The sequence below is a fragment of the Pantoea sp. WMus005 genome (assembly GCF_013415305.1).
Classification (GTDB): Bacteria; Pseudomonadota; Gammaproteobacteria; order Enterobacterales; family Enterobacteriaceae; genus Pantoea; species Pantoea rara.
On sequence record NZ_JACBXU010000001.1, the window covers coordinates 708,363 to 725,214 of the forward strand.

Here is a 16,852-nt window from a genome sequence, read left to right on the forward strand (position 1 = left end):
AATACAACGACATTTCGTGACGTGTCCACGCAAGAGAGGGAAGCGAAGACGTATCAGCAGTCCAATCCGAACGGGAGTATCTGACATAGGATTTCCATCACCAGCAACGGACTACATTGAGCGCCGTCTCGATCTGAACGACATCCTGATGTCTCACCGTAATAACATGGTGCTGATTGAGATGCCTGACGGGTTCGTGCTGGCAGACAAATCAACGAAGCGTGTACCAGGCGATAAAGTCACGTTCCAGCTCGACGAGTTTCCGCAATTGGGCAGACTGTTCAAAACAGGGATTATTACTTCCGACGGTGAGACGATCGACGGAGAGGGCATGGACGGAATTATCGTGCCGGGCAAAGTAACGGCCGGGATAGTTTCCATGCCTGAGCCAGGCAGGCCTATCATTTAGCCGTAGCACAAAAAAATACCGCAAATCACCTCAAAACCGCCACCCCGGCAGTTTGTGACTTGTAGTATGTCTCTGTAAAACCACGCTTCAGCCTGCATTATTTTAAAGGCTATGATCTTCAAAGTGAAATTATGAATATACCGTCGTAGTGAGCAAGTCACGCTGATCTAAGTACATCAGCGTAGTCGCGGATTAGGGTGTGTAATGGCAGCATAAAAGCCGATTCCTTAATTGAGTCTATGACCCTTTACTGCTTATGATGCAGGCGTCATTGACTATACTGCTTTTTATTACGAGTCGTGCAGCAGGGAACTCACTCTTCGGCGCAGCCGGCTCATCACCCACCAGCAGGACGCCACCCCATGCTTAAAAAAATCATCCTTATCGCATCGTTAATCGGCTTAACAGTTCCAGCCTTTGCCGCGACGCAATGCGGGCCGTTCTACCTTAAGGCAGACAAAAGCGGCTGGTTCTCCGTGAACGGGGAGCGGGCAAAAACGCAGAAGGTGACGTTTGCGAAAGAGAAGGGTGATTACGACAATGCCACGGTCAAACTGCTGGTTAAAAACAGCAAAGCGCCGGGTATGGTGGAAATGGAGCAGACGACACGGAATGGCAAAGGATTATTGAGAGCGGAAATCGTTCGCACCAGCCAGAGTCAGATCCGTATCCGGGGTGACTATGATTGCGAACCGGCAAAATAGGTCATGCACACTTCTGCAAGTGTCAGAAACCTGAAGTGGGCCTGATTAAAATTTTCGTTGAGATGAGTGATTGAGGTTGTCAGGCAAGTACTGGTATTCCTGCTGACCTGACAACTGAGCTCAATATTTTAGCGACTTACCATGCCATTCTTACAATGCCACTAAAGCGATGTTTTACACGCCGCAATAATGGCTGAAACGGATGCGCTTATCTCCGGTGCTTTTGGGTCATAGTAAAACGTCGCGCTGGTCTGATGATGACTGAACTTTGACATTTCAACCCAGGCGACTGTTTCATTATCCTGCACCAGGTTAAACCGCTTCTCACCAGCAGGCAGCGGATCATCCTGCTCAAGATAGAGTCTCCGATCCTGTGCCGCTACGGTAAGGCAGGATTCAACCTGATAAGGATGACCGTCAAAATAAGCGATTTTCGTTTCCGGGTGCAACCCAACCCGTCCCATATCCACGCATCCACCCAGCAGAGTCAGGCTCAGGGCAATAATTATCTTCTTCATCGGCTAAACCAACATGATTATTTTGTCGAATGATAATATCCGGAATTCGTCTGCTCCGCTCTTTTTCAATCAAAAAATGGCGCTTAATATTGCTAGCGTTGCTGAGTAAATGTAACATCCGGCCTGATAAATAAAGCAGCGAATAAGCCTGAACCTCAATATTATTTTATTTCATTGCTATATTGTTAGCCGGCTTACTATAAACACGGAAAGTTTAACGCAGCAAATGACTCCATCCATCAGGCTTACCTGAATCAGGCTCATAAACAGGTCACTTCACCTCTGTTATGCTTGATGTACAGAGGTCTGCCGATGAAAATTTTTCTTCTTAAGTGCCTCTGATTATTATGATTTATGACTGTTTCTTATACTATGACGAAGATATCCTGCTTGAAATGCGTCTGAACACGCTTGAGCATGTTGTTGACCGGTTTGTGATTGTGGAATCACGCTATACCTTTACCGGAAAACGTCGGGAAAAGCTTCATTTTGATATTGAGAAGTTCGCTCGTTTTCGCGACAAAATTATTTATGTCGTTAACGATATTGCGCCTGTGTTTTATCAACAGGCGTTTAAATCGAATAGCTCTCTGGTTAAAGCGGGCGAGACAGACCCCTGGGAAAATGAATCCACTGCACGCAATCAGATTATGCAGGGACTGGCTGGCGCGCAGGATGATGATATTATTATTGTATCAGACGTCGATGAAATTCCCCGGCCCGAAGCGATTAAAGCCTTCAGCAGACGTCATCTTTGCACAACGTTGCATCAGCAATATTTTAATTTTAAATTTAATGTCCGGGTTTTAAATGACGATGGCACACCGCGCTGTGCCACACTGGCAAAAATGGTGACCTTTAAAACCCTGCGTACCTTTTTTATGGGGCAACCGGAATTGCTGCGTAACGTTAAGCGCCGGGGTACCCCGATACGCGAAAGCTGGTGGCGCCGGAAGTGGCTCAATGTCCGGACAAAGGTCATTAAAGAGGGAGGATGGCATTTTTCCTGGGTCATGAGCGATGAGCGCATCAGTGAAAAAATGGCGTCGATTTCTCATACCGAACATAACTGCCCTGAATTCAACAACCCGGATCACATCCGGCGGTGCGTTGAGAACAATATTGATATCTGGAACCGTCCGCGAAAGATGGAGATAGTGCCGGTCACATCAGAATATTTTCCTGCCTGGCTGGTTGAACATCAGCATCAGCTTACAGAACTCATTAAATCATCACACTGACCAGCGCGCCCATCGGGCGCGCCTCTCGCACATCAGCTTGCTTTGTAGGGATCTTTTTTGTCATCCTGGCTGTCATCATTTTTCCGCGGCACTTCGCCATGATCCTTTGGGGCATCAGTGGCAGGGTGATCATCTTCCTCATAAGCATTACCGGCATGTGGCGCGGCTTCCGGCAAGCTTTTGCTGACATCACCTTCTTTCTTACGTTCTTCATTCGTATTGTGCTTAAACATACTTCACTCCTTTTAATCCAGTCCCTTAAGTCTAGACCAGCACTGGCATCCCGCATACGCAACGGATTAAAGATGAAAAAAAAGCCCGCCAGAGGCGGGCTAATCGGAGTTTCTCTCATACTGAACACGTCATTTTTCGATGTTTGGGTGTGTACAGCAGGTTCATGCTAACCGGGAATCACTGATGCAGTAATGGACAAACCTGTCATGTCGCTTGCGGCAGGTCACATTCCCGTCGATAACTACATCGATAAATAAATTCGATTGAACGGATTAGCAAAAGGAATATAGTGACCAGCGTTACCAGGAGATAGAAATTATGTTAAGAGACCATTTAAAGATTGAAGCTGAAGATCAGTTAATCGAACAACGCTCGCTGAGCCTGAGAAATCGTGGTCAGGAAGAGGTCACCGAATGGATTATTGTAAACCGCCAGGGTGTTAAAAAAGGCGGTGTAACCCTGTTCGATAAACTGAGTACCCGCCGCTCATGGCCGGTTAATTACCGCATTATGCAGACCGATCTGCAGGGCAAAGTCGTGGTGGATCAACTGACCGACGCCCTGTAACTGTTCGGCCAGGCCACTGTTGTACAATGAAAAAGTGAACCCGCGTCCGGCGGGTTTTTTTATGGCTGGCGATAGCGGCGTAGCTCTACCAGCGTACCCAGCAGCTTCAGGCTATCCCGGCTTGAATGTAGCTCAGGGAAATTGATATTGACCGGTGCAAGTTCAAACTGCATGACGCCATTTTCGCTGCCGCGCTGACGCCAGGTGCGAAGCAGTACGACCTGTTGCTGCAATGCCAGCACGCAGTCGCCGGGCTGAGGTGCCTGCCTGGGATCGATAATCACCACATCGTTACGCAGAATCGCGGGCGTCATCGCCTGTTCTTCTACCCGGAATGCAAAGCTCTGCTGTGAAAGCGCCATGTCGTTGTGCATCAGCAGTTCATGCCGGACGGAACTGGCTTCACTCAGCCATTGCGGCACGTCGCGCTGTGCAAGTAGTGGGATCTGGTGCATGCCGCTCCAGGCGCTTTCGCTGAAAACAGGTCCATCCCCATCTATCAGAAAAGCCGGTGTGCATCCCAGCGCTTCGGCGAGCCGCAGCAGGTTCTCACCACGCGGCAGCGTCTCCTCTTTTTCCCATTGAGAAATGGCCACATGGGACACTTTTACCTGTTGTGCCAATTGCTTCTGCGTTAACTGCAGTGATTTACGTCGGAGTCGGATGCGGTCACCCAGCGTTTCGTTTTTCATAAGCTTGACTTTTTGGTTGAGAATGACTTAAGTATACTTAAGCCTGGTATTTAAGCAATCTTAAATTTCATGCGGGGGACGTGGCTAAGCAGCACGCAGTAAGTTCCAGAGACCTTACCGTAAAAAGGGGTGTGGCATGGAAAGTAGTCTGATTACCAGTATGGGTGCGTTAGTTCTGGGTGGGGGGGCAGCAGCACTGTTCTGGAAACCATTATTGGCGGGAATCGCGTCAATCGTGACCAGTAATCGAGCCGGCGGCGAAATTATTACCAGCTACAAAGAGCAGGTGGTGTTGCTGAAAGAGAGCAACCTCATGATACGGGAGGAAAACGATGAATTACGCGAACGGCACGACAAGAATCTGCGTCGTATCTCGACACTGGAAACCGATCTTCGGTTAATCAAGAATGCGGTAGGGATTTTACTGGCAATGACAGAAACCGATCAGAACGATAAATTTCGTAATGAAGTCGATCGGCTTATCTCAACTCTGGAGGATCGCAGCAATGGTAATGATTAATAGCGGCAAAGAATCCCTGCCATACCGGCGCAAAGTGATCATCGGCTGCATTATGCTGAGTTGTTCGATGATTTGTATCCTGATGACAATTATTTTTCTTTATGTCAGTAACACCGCAAACAAGCGGGTTGAGGAGATTCGTGCGGATTACCGGGCAATAGCGGCACGGCGTGATGAAAGGGTTGATGTGCTGACAGAAAAAGTCACCACACTTCAGCATAAGCTTGATGTGATACCGGATAGTACAGCCGATAAAACGCTGAATAAAGTTAAAGAGGTAGTCATCGAAGGCAGGCAGACGGCGGCAAAACCCGGCCAGAAACCGTAACTTCCGATTATTCTTAGTGCGGCTTCGCTATTATCGACTAGTTTTAAATCTCCGGGCAACATTTTGTACCTGAATGCAGGCCCGCTGATTGGCCGGTTGATGAACCGCTAAGCCTACTCACTTTGGATAAATGACCAGAAGGAAATTTAGCATGAGCGATTCAACAGAAACCAAGACCAAAACTGAATATCTGCGTGACGTGACTTCTCAGCTAAAAGAGATGCGTCACTATGCTCAGACCAACACCGAAACCCTTTCCAGCCAGTGGTTGGCGTTTGATGCCGGTGAGTATAAAGATAAGACCAATGCCGACCGAATCGATGCATTGCTTAATAAGCAGGGTAAGCTGCTGGAAGATCTGGATGCCGCGATTCAGGACATCGAGATTGAAATTAATCACAGTGAGCAGGAGAGTTAAGTCATCTCCCGCTAACTGATGTGGTGGCCGTTAAGGGATTAATCGGCCACCAGCCACATCTCCGCTTCGTCGAACATCTCTTCAACAATCCGCGCAACTGTCGCTTTATCGTTCTTACTCAGATCCGTATCTATCGCGTTACGTTCCATCGGCTTAACCTTAACTTCAATGTCAGGAAACACCCGATGCACCCGTTTTTCCAGTTCCTCACGAATCATCTCGCGCGCACCCGGTAAACCGGCAACGTTGCGCTTGTCATAAATTAACTCAACAAACATGATGGCAATCCATTCAGGGCAAAATCGCTGAGATATAATACTGTAAATAAAAACAGTAGCAAGGTGGCGCGCCTGATTTCGCGTAAAATTTTATGTCGCGTAAACCGCGATCTTCGACTAGCAAAATATGCATGCATCGCGACATAATGGCGGCTTACTTTTCAGGAGGTCCGCGATGCGACAACTGGTAATTGATATTCTGCTAAAACTGGCAAAGATGGACGTCGATGCGAAAGAATTGACGGCGCAGTTAGAAGCGCAATCCCTGCTGGTTGCAGCGCTGCTTGTGCAGGCGAAACAGGACAACTCACTGACCATTTCAGAAACGGTGCAGGATGCCATTGTGACCGCTTCGCAATCATCCACTGAGTTTTTACAATCTGATGTTGACCTGCTGCTGACGCACATTAATCGTCTGCTGGCCGTCGCAAGTTATGTCGAAGTGAAGGGTAAAGCTACGGAAGAAAGAGAGTAGAGCAGGGAAAAAATTCGCCTCTGGAGGTGGAAATCCAGCAACATCTCCAGAGGCAGTGCAAGCGCACTATTCGTTCAGGAAAATCACGACCTGAGTCGTGATCTGAATTTATACAGTTTTCTGTATTTTGTACAATTTTATCCACCATGTTAAGACTGGCAGAAGGTGTTTGTAACAGGCACCTTCTGCCCTGTGCGGATTACAGCTCATTTTTGATGCAAAACTCTTCCCAGCTCATCCCCAGCGACTCAGCATGAGATTTGAGATAGGTCTCAATTGCGTCAGCCGCCACCGCTTTATCCGGCTCAGCCAGCTGAATAGAGAAAATCATCCCATCCAGATTCTTCTGCCGCAAAAAAGCCGCATAGATGCGTTCGGCATGCCATTCGCGCAGCTGTCGCAGGGACAGGTTGGCTGCACGGGCATCACTTTCGGTTAATTCATCCAGTGCAGACTGAAAGTCGGGATGCGCGGTAAAAAACATCTCGCGAGCCTGGGCATAGTACGCTTCTGGCGTTTTCATATTCATATTCCTTAAAGTCTGTTGCAGCGCGCCAGTGTAACGGGTTGGCTTCCGCTTGTCAGGCGTGGCAAAGAACCTAAACTGCCAGCCATTTGCCGTTCAGAACCGTTACCGCTGATTTCGCTGCCGGTTAAAATCTGCTGCAATCAGATTCTCCCGGGTGTTTAGCACCCGGATATCTTGCGTAACGCGGTGGAAAAATTATAACGTAGCCGCCATTGACGTGATCTTAGGGATTAAACATGAAAAAGTGGATGCTGATTGCCGCAATGGCACTGGGTGGCTGTGCGCAAATCAACGATTATGAAAACGCGGTGCAGACACCGGCACCCGCCGATCTGCAGGGAACCTGGCAAACTGTCGGCCCACAGAGCAGCCTGATCAACGAGAAGGCGATGGCCAGTGTGATTATTAATGCGGATGGCAGCACCCTGGATTGCCGTCAGTGGATGCGGGTCATCGCGAAGCCGGGCAAGCTGACTCGCCTGAGCGGTGATTATGTCAATGTGACACGTCAGCTGCGGGTCATGCCGCTGGTGGTGGATAATGGTGAACTGCGCTACGACCGGATGACCCTGCGTAAAGTGGCGCGTCCGACCGTCGAGTGTCAGCAGGCGCTGGAAGAAGTCACGAAGCAGCCCAAAGCCGCCGTGATTCAGAACATCGAACCGCAACTGCTGCGCACACCGATTACTGAAAACAACGCGAAATCGTAACTATTGCCCATAACAAAACCGCCCCGGCCGGGCAGAGCGCACTTCACGCTCATGCCTGCCGGGGCGGTTTTTCATTTTTATAACGTCAATGCTTCTGGAACGCGCTTAGTCAGCAACAACCCAGACGCTGACGCTGCCACCGTTACAGACAAATACCGCAGTGCCGTGCTCGTCGGCGGTAATCGTCTCTTCACAATTCCCCAGGTGATCGCGCCAGACCTTGCCGGCAAAACCTTCACCCATCGGCACGCTTTTCTCGCCCGCATCACCGTTTGACATGATGACGACACAGCCTGGTTGTGTTTCAGTGCCGCTGCGGCTGAACGCCACGCAGTTGGGATGATCGAAATAGTCGGTCTGTACGCCCCAGCCATATTGCTGGCGCGCCCGGATTAACCCTTCCAGTTCCGGGATCACCGGCATTTCAATTTTATGTTTCTCACCGTCGCCGCCTTCATCTTCATAGGTCGCCCCAAACAGATCGGGATAGAAAATGGTCGGCACGCCCTGTTCACGCAGCAGGATCAGTGCATAGGCCAGCGGTTTAAACCAGGCTTCAACCGGCGCTTCCAGCGACTGAAGCGGCTGGGTGTCGTGGTTAGCCACGATCGTTACGGCATGCCATGGGTCAGCCACGACCAGCGAGTTAGCAAAAATCTGGCTCATATCGTAGGCGCTGCCCGCGGTTGAGGCCTGATGGAAGTTCATGTGCAGTGGCGCATCGAACAGCATGGTTTTGCCTTCCACCTGATGCACATACTCCTGCAGCTTCTCGGTTTCAAACGACCAGTATTCTGCGACGATGAACATCGGCTCCTCAGCGACCTCCTGAATATGCTCGATCCACTCTTTGTAAAACCAGGCCGGAATATGTTTTACCGCATCCAGACGAAAGCCGGTGCAGGGCACCTGTTCCATGACCCAGCGCGCCCAGAACTTCAGCTCTTCCCTGACCGCATTGTTGCGGAAATCGATGTTGGCACCCATCAGATAGTCGAAGTTGCCCAGCTCGTTATCGACCTGATCGTTCCAGCCTTCGGCGGTGTAGTCGTTAATGATTTTAAATACGCCGTTTTCATCCGGATTTTCGATGTGGTCTACGCCGCTAAAGCATTTGTGGTCCCAGACAAATTTCGAATATTCCCCGGCGCGGGCCGGAAAGGTGAATTTCGTCCAGGCCTCGCACTCGACGACCTCGTCGTAAATTTCGTCGCGGTTATCCGGGTTGACCCGGTTAACACTGATCGCCTCTTTCTCGTCAGCGCCCATCTTGTGGTTCAGCACCACATCCAGCAGTACCCCAACGTTGTGGCTGCGCAGCGCTTCGGTGGCTGCCAGTAACTGCTTTTTGTCGCCATATTTAGTGGCAACGCCGCCTTTCTGATCAAACTCACCCAGGTCAAACAAATCGTAGCTGTCGTAGCCGACAGAATAGCCCCCTGAACCCCCTTTGTAGCACGGTGGCAACCACGCCATCGTGATACCGATTTCGCTGAGCCAGGCCGCGCGATCGGCGACTTCCGGCCACAGTTTGCTGCCATCCGGGTAATACCAATGGAAAAACTGTAATAACGTTGGGTTTTGCATGTACCACACTCCAGGGGATGATGAAAATCAAGTATGGAGTAAACGGCAAAAAAGAGACGCCGCGCAGAGAAATAAATCTGGCGGCGTGGCAGAGGCGGGGATCAGGAGAGCGTTTCGCGCGGCACCATGACTAAGCCGCCCTGACTGCTATAGGCGGACATCACCGATTTCTGTCGGGTGTTCTGGCCTACCAGCGAGGCCAGCTCATCCATCCGCGCCTGCAGCAGACGTTTCACTTCGCACTCATTATCCAGAATACGGCGCAGCACCGGGCGTAATTGCTCCTGCGTCTGTGATGATGGCGACACAGCATCTGTCGATTCGGCTAAGTTCTGCACCGCACTGACATACTCCATCTCCCTGCTGATCAATTCATCCCATTCGCCTTGTTCTGCATGGCGCAGCATTCCATGGCTGAGATCGAGTAACTTGTGGTAAACGGTAATCAGATGCGGTGCAGTGGTCATTAAACGGCGTCCTGAATCAGGGGAGATTGAACTACTTCTTTCCACGCGTCCGCGATATTGCGCAGCAGGCCTTCGACCTCCTCAACTGCAGCAACATCATTGTGCAGGTTGGCATGCAGCAGGCGACGGGTCATGTAGTTGTAAAGATCCAGCAGATTATCTGCCAGTTCATCACCACGGTTTTCAGCCAGGCCCTCTTTCAGGCCTGCTTCGATAATATTGATTGCTTTGGAGATGGAGCTGCCTTTGCCTTCAATATTGCCATCCTGCATAAACAAGCGGGCGCGAATTAACGCGCTCAGTGCGCCGTCGAACAGCATTCCAACCAGCTGCTGCTGGGTGGCGCTCATGACGGCGCTTTCGACGCCAATTTTTGCATAGGCTTTGGTGCCTGTAGCGCTATACATGGACACTCCTGTTATTTTTTAGATGAATCGGACGTGTCAAACTGCTGCGTCAGATACGTGCTGGTCGAATTGAGTTTACTGATGGCCATATCCAGCTGAGTAAACTGTGTCTTGTAACGTGCGATATCCGCATCAATGCGATCGCTGGTGGTGTTATAGAGCGCAGTTAAGGTATTCAGTGTCTTGCTGACGCCATCGGTGGCAGCCTGAACAATGCCTTTAGATGCCAGCCAGTCAGTGAGTTTGCTGTCAATTTTAGCGGCGATGCCGGTTTTACCGTCACCCACGATCATCGCTTTTACGCCCGCAGCATCTTTATCCAGTGCGGTGCTCAGCTTAGTGGAGTCCAGTTTCAAAGACCCGGTGGTAGGATCGGTGTTAACACCAATCTGACTCAATGACTTAAAAGTAGATGTGCTCTGCGCATTGGTCAGCATGCTTTTCAGCTGCGTTTCAATCGTGCGCAACGTGCTGTCACCCAGCAGGGCACCATTGCTGGAGTCCTGTGCATCGCTATTGGTATCGACTTTGGTGAATTTGGTCAGGGTATTGAACTGATCCAGCAATGTGTTATACGCATCTACCCAGGCACTGACAGCGCCTGACGCTTTTGAGGTGTCTTTGGTAATGGTCAGCGTCTGATTACCGCCCGTCAGAGCATTCAGGTTTAAGGTAATGCCTTCCAGCGCATCACTAATCTGGTTGCTGCTGTTCTCAATGGCCACGTTGTTAACCGTGAGCTGGGCATTCTGCGCCGGTACGCTTTCTGTCATCACATTACTGCTGGCGCTGGCGTCAAAGCCTATAACCCCCTGCAGCGTGCTGTCGCCGGTGACGGCGATGGTTGCCACCGCATTGTCGCTGCCGGTTTTATTGGCGCTCATGGAGAGGCGAAAGCTACCATCCGACACCTTAATGATGCTGGCGGTGATGCCTGCATTCGCACCATTAATCGCGTCACGCATGCCAGCCAGCGAAGTCTGATCGCTGGAAAGCGTCACGCTTTTGCTGGTGCCATCTTTTAAGGTAATTGCGATGCTGCGGCTGGCTACCGAGCTGTCGCCCAGTGCGGCAGTGTTGCTACTCTGTACTCCTGAGGTCAGAACCTGCGCCTGTGCCAGCTGTGTGACGTTAATGGCATATTTGCCGGCTACGGTGCTGCTGCCAGAGGTAGTGGCACTGAATGCCGTCGAACTGCTGGTTGCGGTCGTAGCAGTAAACAGGTCAGCACTGTTCAGCTTGGTGTTCGCGGTCTGAAAAGTTGTCAGTGAACTTTTCAGCGTGGCATAGGCACTGAGCTTGGACGTGTAAGCCGATTGCTGTTTTGAAATCGGTGTGAGCGACGCTTTTTCAGCGGTGGTCAAACTGTCAAGCATGGTACTGAGTGGCAGGCCGGAACCGACACCGAGATTGCTTATACTAGCCATGTTAATTCCTTTATAAGGTCGACAGAGAAATTGATACCTGGGTTATCGGCCTTGAATAAGGAAAGTTTAAGGTTATTTGCCTTAGGGTAATGAGGTAAATAGGCACTATAGAGAAGGGTAATTCAGCGGCTAGAAAATTAATGAATTAAGTCTAAAGAAGTTCGGACGGGTGGCGATAACTTAAAACGTGACAGGTTGAAGCAGAAAAATTCGCCTGGTACTAAAAAAATTCTAAAGGTTGTTAAACGGCAGACGATAACAACTTTGACGGCGCTGAAGCCGGCGGGTTGAAGCCCACACCTTAACCGAAAGACTTGATTAACAGGAAAATTCATCATGGCCCAAGTCATTAATACCAACAGCCTCTCGCTGATCACTCAGAACAACATCAACAAGAACCAGTCAGCTCTGTCTACTTCAATGGAGCGTCTGTCTTCTGGTTTACGTATCAACAGCGCGAAAGATGACGCTGCTGGTCAGGCAATTGCCAACCGTTTCACCTCTAACATCAAGGGCCTGACTCAGGCTGCTCGTAACGCTAACGACGGTATCTCTGCTGCGCAGACTACTGAAGGCGCGCTGTCAGAAATCAACAACAACTTACAGCGTATCCGTGAGTTGACTGTACAGGCTTCAAGCGGTACTAACTCTGATTCTGACAAATCTTCAATCCAGGACGAAATCAAATCACGTCTGGACGAGATTGACCGCGTTTCTGGTCAGACTCAGTTCAACGGCGTGAACGTGCTGGCTAAAGACGGCAAAATGAACATCCAGGTTGGCGCAAACGACGGCGAAACCATCACTATCGACCTGAAGAAAATCGACTCTAAAACTCTGGGTCTGGATAGCTTCAACGTCAACGGTCCTGCAGGCACCCCAACTGCAGCTGGCGCAACTGAATTCAAGGCAGCTTACGGTTCAACTACCAACGTAACTGGCGCGACTGTTGCTGAATCTACTGCTAATGCACTCTCTACCCGTCTGGGTGTGGCAACTTCAGGTGTTGCTGTAGATACCGGCACCGTCTATAAAGATGACAACGGCAAAATGTTCGCTAAAGTCACTGTGACTTCAGGCAGCGATGCTGAAACTAACAACCTGAAAGCGAATGGCTTTGATATCGCCAGCGGCGCAGCCGGCGCGAAAAGCTTCTTCGTAGCGGTTGATCCACAGTCTGCTGATACAGCAACCACTGCTGGCACCGCAGCATTCAAACTGGACACCACTAACATGAGTCTGTCCAGCCTGACCACTGGTGCATCAGCTAATCCACTGGCTAAACTGGATGACGCAATTGCAAGCGTGGATAAGTTCCGTTCTTCACTGGGTGCGATTCAGAACCGTCTGAACTCAGCCGTGACTAACCTGAGCAACACCACGACTAACCTGTCAGCTGCACAGTCTCGTATCCAGGATGCTGATTACGCAACTGAAGTTTCAAACATGTCTAAAGCGCAGATCGTACAGCAGGCTGGTAACTCCGTGTTGGCGAAAGCTAACCAGGTTCCACAGCAGGTTCTGTCTCTGCTGCAGGGCTAATAAGTTCCACTTAGCAACGCAATCAGAACCCCGCTCCGGCGGGGTTTTTTTTTGGCTAAAAACCTGAACGTTGAAGCCGTTCAGGCAGATTAGGCCCTGTTTGCTGTTTTACTTCTCCGATTGAACTGAGGCGCAAAGATTATGCTATGGAAAATATGCGCTGCTCTTAGTCGTTCGTGACTGAGAGGAGTCAGTGAGAGAGAGAAAATGGCTCAACATGATCTTGTTAGCATCATCATTACCGCACGCGTTTCAGCCTGGTTCACTAACGCACTCGACAGCGCGCTCAATCAGGATTATCCGCATATCGAAATTATCGTCGCTGATTACAGCGATGCTTCTTTCATTCATCAGAAGCTACAGGGCTATCTTGCCAAATACAGTCACATTCTCCGTTATTTAAAAATTGATGATGCGACGACACCTGTTTATCAGGCGGCTGTAGACGTGGCGCGTGGAAAATATATCAAGTTTCTGTCAGATGCCGATCTCCTGAAACCATCCTGTGTCTCTACCTTTGTGTCAGGATTGACTGCCTTTCCTGCGTGCCGTGTTGCCGTGTCCCGCCGGGAGCGTATCGGACCTCAGGGCGAAGCGTTGCCCGCGCTTATCTCCACCTCAGCCGTCAACAGTGAAAATATCATTATCAACGGGCAGGATTTGCTGCGTAATCAGACATTGAAAGCTTACAGCCTGCTGGGGGAAATGAGTGCAGCGATGTTCTACAGAGAAGATCTCGCCCTCAGCCTCATCGATCATTCACTGCTGACTACGGGCGACCCGGCACTGCAGGCGGTTCCGGCGCTGGTTATTTTTTATAGTCAGTTAAGCCACAGCCACCTTCTCTGGTTTGCCACGCCGCTGTGTAGCGTGCGCGCGTCAGACGTTGAGCATCAACCTCATCAACGTGAAAGTGACGACCTGTTCAGAAACGGGCGTGAAGCTTTATATGAAAAAATCCGTAACGAAAGCGGGTTTAAAGATATCGACCATGCACTGCATCTTGCGCGAGTTGCTTCCCCTGAAAGACCTGATCTTTTTAGCCTCAAAAATCTTTCTGAAGAGCAGCAAAAGAACTTTACCTTAGAGACGCTTGCGACCTGGAGAGCTTCACGCACCCTGAATCCGTTGCAGCATAATATGCTGGTGGATCTTGCCGCGACACACACGCACCCCATTAGCGTGCTGGTTGTGATTACGGTTACAGAAGAGACCGTCAGTGGTCTGGATCCACTTTTAAAATCGATCAGCCAGACAGCGACAGTAGGCATCCGGTTTGAACCGGTTATCGTTGCCCTCGACGTAGCGCCTGACTCGGACGCTGAATGCTATGCCGCAACAGAGCAGAGCCGAATCAGTGTCATCAATCAACTTATCCATGAACGAGTAGACCATTGGGTCATGTTTCTTGAGGCGACCAGTATTCTGCACACCTCTGGTGTGCTCGCATTGAGCAAAATGCTACTCGTTCAAAACCAATATTTAGCCCTGTATGCGGATGAGTTTTTTTATATCGATAATGCACCACTTGGTGCCGCTTTCAGGCCCGATTTTAATCTTGATTTACTGCTCAGTTCGCCCAAAACGATGGCGCAACACTGGTTATTCCGGCGTGAGCTGCTGTTAGCGGCGGAAGGACTGGATGCTGATTATCCTGCTTCAGCAGAGTTTGATCTCATTGTTAAGCTGATTGAATCACAGGGGTTTGAGGGTATTGGTCACCTCGCTGAGCCGTTGTTAACAGGCCACCTGAAAAGCAGAGATATCCTTGAAGATGTGGCGATCATTGAGCGGCATTTGCATAACCGCGGCTACCCGGATGGACGGGCGGCATTAGATAAATTCTTCAATTATCGTTTGCGATACAACCATCCCGATAAGCCGGTTGTTTCAATCATCATTCTGGCTAACTGGGATCTCGCCTCGCTGATTAGTTGCGTAACGACCGTGCTGGAAAAAACCTCCTGGCACCAGTATGAGTTGATCATCATCTCTGATAACCAGGGTACGCCTGAGCGGGACAAATGGTTATCGGATATCAGTAACGTAGACCCCGCCCGTATAAAAACGGCGAGCTTTAACGGCACATTCAGTCACAGTGTCATGGCTAATCTCGCCGCTGAGCAGGCCACAGGTGACTATCTGCTTTTCATGCATTGTGAAATGGCGGTCACTGACGGTGAATGGCTCGATAATCTCCTGAATCATGGACTACGACCCGAAGTCTTTGCTGTGGGTGGAAAGCATCTCTCCTCTGACAACAAGATCAGGCATGCGGGCTATGTTCTCGGTGTAAACGGTGCAGTGGGTGAAGTTTTCAGAGGTAATGACGACAAAGACGCCAACTATCTTGGGCGCATGAATGTCGATCAGAACTACAGTGCTGTTTCGGGTGATCTGGTGCTGATGCGCAAATCGGTATTCGATGAGCTGGGAGGATTTGATCAGGATAAGCGCTTATATGCTGACGTTGATCTGTGCCTGAAGGCACGGGAGCAGGGCTATCTGACGGTCTGGACACCTTATGCCCGTCTGCATCGTCCTGCAGCACGCACCAGCCCGTTCCCGGATGAAACCGTGCAGACGTCCAGTAAATTAAAACAGCTGGAAGAAGACAAAATTTATGCTGAATGGATGCCGGTTGTCGCCAGTGATCCTGCATATAACCCCAACCTGTCAATGCGAAGTCGTCACTTCGAACTACGAAATGACGATGTTAACTGGCTGCCGGTCAGAGCAGAAAATCTGCCCACCTTCCTTGCGCATAATGCCGACATTTACGGTTGCGGACATTACCGTATTACGCAACCGCTTGAGGCGATGATAGCCGAAGGCGTTGCGCAGGGAAAAAGTGGCATGACACTGCTGACATTGAGCGAAATAGGGCAGTTCAGACCCGATAGCCTGATTATCCAGCGCCGGTATGCACCGGCATTTCATAACTGGATGGAGCGGGTCAGTAAACTTCATAACGTCTTTAAAGTGTTTGAGCTGGACGATTACATCATCAATCTGCCCATGAAACATCATGGCCGTCACGCTTATAAGCAGGAGACGGCAAAATTAATACGTAAAAGCCTGAGCTTCTTTGACCGCTTTGTGGTCTCAACCGCGCCACTGGCCGACGCGATGCGTGATATGCATCCGGACATCGTTGTGATGAAAAATCGCCTTCCTTCAGAGACGTGGGGCAGCCTTCGCTCACTGCGTCAGCAGGGTAAAAAACCTCGCGTGGGGTGGGCTGGTGGGGTCAGCCATCGTGGCGATCTTGAAATGATTTTCGATGTCGTTCGGGAATTCTCGAATGACGTGGACTGGGTCTTCATGGGGATGTGTCCGGATAAACTCCGGCCTTATGTGCATGAAATCCACAGCGGTGTTGACCTGGATCTTTATCCCGCAGCGCTCGCGTCACTCAATCTCGATCTGGCGCTGGCACCGGTTGAAGACAATATCTTTAACGCCTGTAAAAGCAATCTGAGGTTACTGGAATATGGTGCCTGTGGCGTGCCGGTTATCTGCAGCAATGTAGCCTGTTATCGGGAAGATAATCTTCCGGTGACAAGAGTTAATAACCGGTTTATTGACTGGCGCGATGCTATCCGGATGCACCTCGCTGATCCAGATGCGAGCGCAAAAATGGGGTTGGAATTGCAGGCTGAAATCCGACGCAACTGGATGCTGACCGGTGAAAGTCTGCGTCTGTGGGCCAGGGCATGGCAGCCCTGATGCCTGTCGGTAGCTTTACCCTTTCAGGCTATCTGATGAAAATGTCAGATGGCCCGACACAGCGCAGAAC

Annotated in this window: 20 protein-coding genes; 11 read left to right on the top strand and 9 right to left on the bottom strand. The window is 50.2% G+C overall.

Annotated elements, in window-relative coordinates; translation table 11 throughout:
- Window positions 1–148 precede the first annotated feature (148 nt).
- Window positions 149–409: a phage repressor protein gene (locus tag HZZ01_RS03075; protein WP_255434094.1), complete on the top strand. Its 261-nt coding sequence runs from the start codon at window positions 149–151 to the stop codon at window positions 407–409.
- Window positions 410–771: 362 nt separating this feature from the next.
- The gene (locus tag HZZ01_RS03080; RefSeq protein ID WP_179895456.1) at window positions 772–1,113 is read left to right on the top strand and encodes a hypothetical protein; all 342 of its coding nucleotides are present in this window, start codon (window positions 772–774) and stop codon (window positions 1,111–1,113) included.
- A 161-nt stretch (window positions 1,114–1,274) separates the two neighbouring features.
- Here the strand turns inward: HZZ01_RS03080 and HZZ01_RS03085 are convergent, their stop codons facing one another.
- The gene (locus tag HZZ01_RS03085) at window positions 1,275–1,631 is read right to left on the bottom strand and encodes a hypothetical protein (RefSeq protein WP_179895457.1); all 357 of its coding nucleotides are present in this window, start codon (window positions 1,629–1,631) and stop codon (window positions 1,275–1,277) included.
- A 347-nt stretch (window positions 1,632–1,978) separates the two neighbouring features.
- On the opposite strand from HZZ01_RS03085, the gene HZZ01_RS03090 reads away from it, so the two are divergent.
- Window positions 1,979–2,872, top strand: a complete 894-nt coding sequence (locus HZZ01_RS03090) for a benzoate transporter (RefSeq protein ID WP_179895458.1) — start codon at window positions 1,979–1,981, stop codon at window positions 2,870–2,872.
- Between the two features lie 32 nt (window positions 2,873–2,904).
- Here the strand turns inward: HZZ01_RS03090 and HZZ01_RS03095 are convergent, their stop codons facing one another.
- Window positions 2,905–3,105: a hypothetical protein gene (locus HZZ01_RS03095; RefSeq protein ID WP_090960039.1), complete on the bottom strand. Its 201-nt coding sequence runs from the start codon at window positions 3,103–3,105 to the stop codon at window positions 2,905–2,907.
- Window positions 3,106–3,424: 319 nt separating this feature from the next.
- On the opposite strand from HZZ01_RS03095, the gene HZZ01_RS03100 reads away from it, so the two are divergent.
- The gene (locus tag HZZ01_RS03100) at window positions 3,425–3,673 is read left to right on the top strand and encodes a hypothetical protein (RefSeq protein WP_179895459.1); all 249 of its coding nucleotides are present in this window, start codon (window positions 3,425–3,427) and stop codon (window positions 3,671–3,673) included.
- A gap of 59 nt (window positions 3,674–3,732) precedes the next feature.
- Here HZZ01_RS03100 and HZZ01_RS03105 read toward each other — a convergent pair whose 3' ends face one another.
- The gene (locus tag HZZ01_RS03105; protein ID WP_179895460.1) at window positions 3,733–4,365 is read right to left on the bottom strand and encodes a helix-turn-helix domain-containing protein; all 633 of its coding nucleotides are present in this window, start codon (window positions 4,363–4,365) and stop codon (window positions 3,733–3,735) included.
- A gap of 136 nt (window positions 4,366–4,501) precedes the next feature.
- On the opposite strand from HZZ01_RS03105, the gene HZZ01_RS03110 reads away from it, so the two are divergent.
- The 3 genes from HZZ01_RS03110 (at window position 4,502) to HZZ01_RS03120 (ending at window position 5,631) form a co-directional block, all read left to right on the top strand.
- Window positions 4,502–4,885 (top strand): hypothetical protein, encoded by a 384-nt coding sequence (locus tag HZZ01_RS03110; RefSeq protein ID WP_179895461.1) that lies wholly within the window; start codon window positions 4,502–4,504, stop codon window positions 4,883–4,885.
- The gene (locus tag HZZ01_RS03115; RefSeq protein ID WP_179895462.1) at window positions 4,872–5,213 is read left to right on the top strand and encodes a hypothetical protein; all 342 of its coding nucleotides are present in this window, start codon (window positions 4,872–4,874) and stop codon (window positions 5,211–5,213) included. Before HZZ01_RS03110 ends, HZZ01_RS03115 begins: the two co-directional genes overlap by 14 nt.
- Before the next feature lie 151 nt (window positions 5,214–5,364).
- On the top strand, window positions 5,365–5,631 hold the full coding sequence (locus HZZ01_RS03120; RefSeq protein WP_031593418.1) for a hypothetical protein: 267 nt from the start codon (window positions 5,365–5,367) through the stop codon (window positions 5,629–5,631).
- Window positions 5,632–5,669: 38 nt separating this feature from the next.
- On the opposite strand, the gene HZZ01_RS03125 is transcribed toward HZZ01_RS03120, so the two are convergent.
- Entirely contained in the window at window positions 5,670–5,909 is a 240-nt protein-coding gene (locus HZZ01_RS03125; RefSeq protein WP_003854508.1) for a DinI-like family protein, read from the bottom strand.
- A 175-nt stretch (window positions 5,910–6,084) separates the two neighbouring features.
- On the opposite strand from HZZ01_RS03125, the gene iraP reads away from it, so the two are divergent.
- Window positions 6,085–6,384: an anti-adapter protein IraP gene (gene iraP / locus HZZ01_RS03130; RefSeq protein ID WP_179895463.1), complete on the top strand. Its 300-nt coding sequence runs from the start codon at window positions 6,085–6,087 to the stop codon at window positions 6,382–6,384.
- Window positions 6,385–6,583: 199 nt separating this feature from the next.
- Here iraP and HZZ01_RS03135 read toward each other — a convergent pair whose 3' ends face one another.
- On the bottom strand, window positions 6,584–6,907 hold the full coding sequence (locus HZZ01_RS03135) for a DUF6388 family protein (RefSeq protein ID WP_179895464.1): 324 nt from the start codon (window positions 6,905–6,907) through the stop codon (window positions 6,584–6,586).
- Window positions 6,908–7,149: 242 nt separating this feature from the next.
- Here HZZ01_RS03135 and yedD point away from each other — a divergent pair, with 242 nt between their 5' ends.
- Entirely contained in the window at window positions 7,150–7,623 is a 474-nt protein-coding gene (yedD, locus tag HZZ01_RS03140) for a lipoprotein YedD (RefSeq protein WP_179895465.1), read from the top strand.
- Window positions 7,624–7,728: 105 nt separating this feature from the next.
- Here yedD and amyA read toward each other — a convergent pair whose 3' ends face one another.
- The 4 genes from amyA to fliD all read right to left on the bottom strand — a co-directional run bounded on the left by amyA (window position 7,729) and on the right by fliD (window position 11,511).
- Window positions 7,729–9,210: an alpha-amylase gene (amyA, locus tag HZZ01_RS03145; protein WP_179895466.1), complete on the bottom strand. Its 1,482-nt coding sequence runs from the start codon at window positions 9,208–9,210 to the stop codon at window positions 7,729–7,731.
- Window positions 9,211–9,311: 101 nt separating this feature from the next.
- Window positions 9,312–9,677: a flagella biosynthesis regulatory protein FliT gene (gene fliT, locus HZZ01_RS03150; RefSeq protein WP_179895467.1), complete on the bottom strand. Its 366-nt coding sequence runs from the start codon at window positions 9,675–9,677 to the stop codon at window positions 9,312–9,314.
- The gene (fliS, locus tag HZZ01_RS03155; protein WP_140033302.1) at window positions 9,677–10,084 is read right to left on the bottom strand and encodes a flagellar export chaperone FliS; all 408 of its coding nucleotides are present in this window, start codon (window positions 10,082–10,084) and stop codon (window positions 9,677–9,679) included. The genes fliT and fliS overlap by 1 nt, the downstream gene beginning before the upstream one ends.
- 11 nt (window positions 10,085–10,095) lie before the next feature.
- Window positions 10,096–11,511, bottom strand: a complete 1,416-nt coding sequence (fliD, locus tag HZZ01_RS03160; RefSeq protein WP_140033303.1) for a flagellar filament capping protein FliD — start codon at window positions 11,509–11,511, stop codon at window positions 10,096–10,098.
- 336 nt (window positions 11,512–11,847) lie between these two features.
- Between fliD and HZZ01_RS03165 the strand changes: the two genes are divergently transcribed.
- Window positions 11,848–13,053 (top strand): FliC/FljB family flagellin, encoded by a 1,206-nt coding sequence (locus tag HZZ01_RS03165; RefSeq protein ID WP_179895468.1) that lies wholly within the window; start codon window positions 11,848–11,850, stop codon window positions 13,051–13,053.
- Window positions 13,054–13,260: 207 nt separating this feature from the next.
- Window positions 13,261–16,782 (top strand): glycosyltransferase, encoded by a 3,522-nt coding sequence (locus HZZ01_RS03170; RefSeq protein WP_179895469.1) that lies wholly within the window; start codon window positions 13,261–13,263, stop codon window positions 16,780–16,782.
- Window positions 16,783–16,852: the final 70 nt, after the last annotated feature.